We start from the raw sequence: 4,531 nt of genomic DNA, 5'->3' as shown, positions 1-4,531 counted from the left end.
GCTCCCACGAGGCGACCTTCTCCTCGGCGAGCGCGAGCCGCTGCGCGACCCACCCGCGGACCGCCTCGATGTCACCGTCGTCGACCGCCTGGACCTTCACCATCAGATCGTCGCGCATCGCGGAGGTCCGGGCGGGTTCGGCCGTGAACGCCCGTAGTGCGTCGTGGCCGGCCTCGGTCAGCGAGAAAACCCGCTTGTTGGGACGCCGGTCCTGTTGCACCACACGGCAATCGATGAGTCCCTCATCGACCATCCGGTCGAGTTCGCGGTACACCTGCTGTGGCGTGGCCATCCAGAAACTGGCCACCGAGCGGTCGAAGGCCTTGGCGAGGTCATAGCCCGAAGCGTCGCCTTCGAGCAAAGTGGCCAGCACGGCATCACGTAATGCCATGAGCTGTTCTCCTCAGATGAGTTCGCGGAGCTGCTCCACCAGCTTCACGCGCTCCGCGGCCGAGTTCGCCATGGGGATGACGTTGAGGACGGTGACCCCGGCCTCGCGGAATGCGGCCACGCGTTCGGCGACGAACCCGGCCGGTCCGATCAGCGAGATGTCGCGCACCAGTGCGTCCGGGACCACCTGCGCGGCTTCGTCTTTGCGGCCGGCGAGGTAGAGCTCCTGGATGCGGTCGGCCTCGGCCCCGTATCCGTACTTGGTCGTCAGGGTGTGATAGAAGTTCTTGCCCTTGGCGCCCATGCCGCCGATGTAGAGGGCCAGCTTCGGCTTGACGAACTCTCGCAGCGGCTCGACATCGTCGCCGATGGCGAGGGCCGGGCCTGCGTAGACTTCCAGATCACCCAGTTGCGGGTCACGTTTGGCGAGCCCCTTGGCGAGCGCGTCGCCCCACACGTCCTGCGCCTTTTCCGGTAGGAAGAAGATCGGCTGCCAGCCCTCCGCGACCTCGGCCGCCAGCTCGACGTTCTTCGGGCCGAGCGCGGCAAGTAACACGGGGATACGTTCACGCACAGGGTGATTGATGATCTTGAGGGCCTTGCCCAGCCCGGTCCCCTGATCGGCAGGCAGCGGCAGGGTGTAGTACTTGCCGTCGTAGGTGACGCGTTCACGGCGCCACACCTTGCGGCAGATCTCGACGGTCTCGCGGGTGCGGCCGATCGGCGAATCGTAACGGACGCCGTGGAATCCCTCGATGACCTGTGGGCCCGATGCTCCGAGACCGAGGATGAACCGACCGTCGGAGACGTAGTCGAGGCCCGCGGCGGTCATGCCGATCAGCGTGGGCGTACGGGTGTAGAGCTGCATGACGCCGGACGCCAATTGCATGCGATCGGTGACGGCGGCCAGATAGCCGAGCGCGCTGACGGCGTCGAAGGAGTACGCCTCCGGCACGAACGCGATGTCGAGACCGGCGCGCTCGAGGTCGGCGACCTCGGCGGCCGTCTGCTTGAACCCGTCGGTGTAGTTGATGCCCAGTCCGATCCGCACGACCGACCGCCTTTCGTTTCTATTGGCGAGAACTCGCAATGTCATCCTCACGATATAGACAACAAATTGTCTAATCAACTACTAGACCGCATTGGGGTTCCCCCAGTACTCTGCGACACAACCAGCCCGGGCGAAACCGGGGATCCCGGACACCGGAACACCCACAGGATCGAGGTCACCATGCACGCATTCCGCCGAGCCGTCGAAGCACGCGACGAGTCCGCCGTCGAGGCCCTGCTCGCCGAGGATGTCGTCTTCACCAGCCCTGTCGCGTTCAAGCCCTATCCCGGCAAGCCGATCACCGCCGCGATCCTGCGCGGCGCGATGCGCGTGTTCACCGACTTCCGCTACGTCCGCGAGATCAACGACGCGGGCGGCCACGATCACGCCCTGGTCTTCGAGGCGCAGGTGGACGGCAAGGACGTCACCGGCTGCGACTTCATCCACGTCGACGACGACGGCAAGATCGACAGCTTCATGGTGATGGTGCGCCCGCTGTCGGGCGCCGAGGCACTGGCCGCGGCGATGGGCGCCCAGTTCGACCGCATCAGCGCCGAGGCGGCCGCCGCCTCGCAGTCTGCCTGACCGTCGTGGTCGACGTCGTCACCCGTATCACCATCGACCGGCCGATCGCCGAGGTCGCCGCCTACGCGCGCGATCCGGCGACGGCCACCGAGTGGTACCGCAACATCGCCTCCTCCAGGCAGCTCACCCCCGACCCGCTGCGGGTCGGCTCGAAGATCGCCTTCGTCGCCAACTTCCTCGGCCGCCACCTGGAGTATGTCTACGAGGTCGTGGAGATGGTCGATGACCGGCGATTCGTCATGCGCACCAGCGACGGCCCGTTTGCGATGGAGACCACCTACGAGTGGGAGGCCCTCGGTGGGAGCTCGACGAGGATGTCGCTGCGGAACCGGGGCACCCCGACTGGCTTCTCGAAGCTCGTCGCGCCGTTGATGTCGCCGGCCATGCGTCGGGCCAACCGCACGGACCTGCGCACCCTCAAGGCCCGCCTCGAGACCTGACGCCCCACCCGCTCCCGCGGCTCCCGCTCATCCGTTCCGCTCCCGCTCACTCATTAGGGTCAGATCGGGTGAGCGGCAGACGATTCGATGAGCGGGAACCGGGGCCGGCCGGGGCGAGCCCCCGGTTAGGTGCGGTTAGGTGGGCGTCACGGTGGTGTGCACCTCGAGTTGCCCGGTGACGGTGCGGTGCACCGGACATCTGTCGGCGATCTCCCCGAGCCGCTTGATCTGGGCGTCGTCGAGGGGGCCGCTAAACCGGATCTCGCGGTCGATGTGCTCGATCCGACAGGGCCGGCCTTCCGAGTCACGGCAATCCTTCGGATGGCTACGACGATGCTTCAGTTGCACCGCGACATGCTCGAGGGGCAGGCCCTTGCGGTCGGCGTACATGCGCAGCGTCATCGACGTGCACGCTCCGACGGCGGACAACAGCAGGTCATATGGGTTGGGGCCGGTGTCGTCGCCCACGCCGAGCGGTTCGTCGGCGGACCAGAAGTGACGACCCGCCTGGATGGACTGCGCCAGACGGCCACGGCCGGACTCCTCGACGACCACCCATCCGCCGGGCGGCGGCTCGGCGGCCGGTAGCTCGACCTCGGGCAGGTAGCGCGACGCCCAGACGGCCAGGACATCGGCGGCGTAGTCGGCGTCCGGGTGACGGCTGAGCATGTGATCGGCGCCGTCGAGGGCTACAAAACTCTTGGGATGACGGGCCGCATCGAAGATGCGCCGGGCGTTGTCGATGTCGACGACGTTGTCGCGCGGTGCGTGCATCACCAGCAGCGGCCGCTTCAGGTCGTGCAGGGCGGTTTCCAGGTGCTGTTCGTCGGCGTCCACGAGGAACTGTGCGCCCACGGTGAAGGTGCGCCCGGCGATGGTGACCGCGGCTCGACCGTCGTCGGCGAGCCGCGTCAACGCGTCGTCGGGGAACAGGTGCCGGATGTGGCCGGGGTCGAACGGCGCGCCGATCGTCGCGACCGCGTTGACGTCGGGCAGCCGTGGCGCGGCGGCCAGGACCGCAGCACCACCGAGACCGTGCCCGATCAGGACACTCGGGGCGGCGTGACGCGTACCGAGTGCGGCGGCGGCCAACACCAGATCTTCGACATTGGAGGTGAAGGTGGTGTTGGCGAACTCGCCCTCGCTGGAGCCCAGGCCGGTGAAGTCGAACCGCAGCACCCCGAAGCCCTGCTCCACGAGGCGTCGACTGATACGGCCGGCGGCGACGAGGTCCTTCGAGCAGGTGAAGCAGTGGGCGAACAACGCGAAGGCGCGCGGTTCGTCCTCGGGGAGGTCGAGGCGGGCGGCCAGGTCCGCCTCGGATGACCCGATGAAGGTGAAGCGCTCCGTCCGACTCATGGATCTCATCCTGCCCGACGAGTGGATCGGTCGCTGTCGACGGGTTCCTCGCCCGCTCCCCCATTTCGTGCTCGCCACCCGATCGAGGGAGCGATACGAAAACCGAGAAGCGGACACACAAGTACGGACACAGAAATACGACAGCCCCGTCCGGATCGGACGGGGGCTGTCGAGTGGTAGCGGGGACAGGATTTGAACCTGCGACCTCTGGGTTATGAGCCCAGCGAGCTACCGAGCTGCTCCACCCCGCGTTGGTGAACACCACGTTACACACCGGTTTGCGGCGGATGCAAATCGCCTCCAGAACCGTCTCTGACCTGCATAAACAAGGCCAAACGAGGCGAATAGCGCCTGTTCGGCGTACCGACCGAACGGTGTGCCCTTCGTCACAAACGACACGTGGACGAGCGGCAAGGGATGGGCCCAAGGTCCCTGGACCTCATATCAGCCCCGAGCCCATCATGATTCAGGATCAGGACGTGACAAACATCACATCCGCGTATCCTGACGGTACATCGACGAAGGAGGAGTGATGGCAACCCACCACCTACCCCATCATGAAAGCCACGGGAACCATCCGATGAGCGTCATCGGCTTCCTGCTGATTCTCGGCGGCTTCGCCAGCGCCGCACTCTGGCTGGTGTCAATGGCGAGCGGCAACGTTGCGGTCGCGATCCTGTGCGGCCTGCTGATGGTCGCCGCGTTC

5 protein-coding genes and 1 tRNA gene are annotated in these 4,531 nt (G+C 66.5%); 2 read left to right on the top strand and 4 right to left on the bottom strand.

Going from position 1 to position 4,531, the window contains the following annotated elements; all coding sequences use genetic code 11:
- Positions 1 to 391 (bottom strand): PadR family transcriptional regulator (locus GORHZ_RS26580; protein ID WP_006338658.1); only part of this gene is annotated, 391 nt, incomplete at its 3' end.
- Between the two features lie 12 nt (positions 392 to 403).
- The gene (locus GORHZ_RS26575) at positions 404 to 1,441 is read right to left on the bottom strand and encodes an LLM class F420-dependent oxidoreductase (protein ID WP_006338656.1); all 1,038 of its coding nucleotides are present in this window, start codon (positions 1,439 to 1,441) and stop codon (positions 404 to 406) included.
- A gap of 180 nt (positions 1,442 to 1,621) precedes the next feature.
- Here GORHZ_RS26575 and GORHZ_RS26570 point away from each other — a divergent pair, with 180 nt between their 5' ends.
- Complete coding sequence (locus GORHZ_RS26570) at positions 1,622 to 2,026, top strand: nuclear transport factor 2 family protein (protein WP_006338654.1); 405 nt, start codon at positions 1,622 to 1,624, stop codon at positions 2,024 to 2,026.
- Between the two features lie 5 nt (positions 2,027 to 2,031).
- The gene (locus GORHZ_RS26565; RefSeq protein WP_006338653.1) at positions 2,032 to 2,466 is read left to right on the top strand and encodes an SRPBCC family protein; all 435 of its coding nucleotides are present in this window, start codon (positions 2,032 to 2,034) and stop codon (positions 2,464 to 2,466) included.
- Positions 2,467 to 2,601: 135 nt separating this feature from the next.
- Here the strand turns inward: GORHZ_RS26565 and GORHZ_RS26560 are convergent, their stop codons facing one another.
- Positions 2,602 to 3,825 carry a bifunctional alpha/beta hydrolase/OsmC family protein gene (locus GORHZ_RS26560; RefSeq protein WP_006338651.1) on the bottom strand — a complete coding sequence of 408 codons (1,224 nt, stop codon included), beginning with the start codon at positions 3,823 to 3,825 and terminating at the stop codon, positions 2,602 to 2,604.
- A gap of 174 nt (positions 3,826 to 3,999) precedes the next feature.
- A tRNA-Met gene (locus GORHZ_RS26555) sits at positions 4,000 to 4,076 on the bottom strand.
- Positions 4,077 to 4,531 lie beyond the last annotated feature (455 nt).

It is taken from the genome of Gordonia rhizosphera NBRC 16068, from assembly GCF_000298195.1.
GTDB classification, from domain to species: domain Bacteria; phylum Actinomycetota; class Actinomycetes; order Mycobacteriales; family Mycobacteriaceae; genus Gordonia; species Gordonia rhizosphera.
This window is presented reverse-complemented; position numbering and strand designations above follow the sequence as displayed.

Excerpts from the sequence above, each read along its gene's own strand:
- GORHZ_RS26570 (WP_006338654.1), top strand. The coding sequence starts at position 1,622 with ATGCACGCATTCCGCCGAGCCGTCGAAGCACGCGACGAGTCCGCCGTC.
- GORHZ_RS26560 (WP_006338651.1), bottom strand. The coding sequence starts at position 3,825 with ATGAGTCGGACGGAGCGCTTCACCTTCATCGGGTCATCCGAGGCGGAC.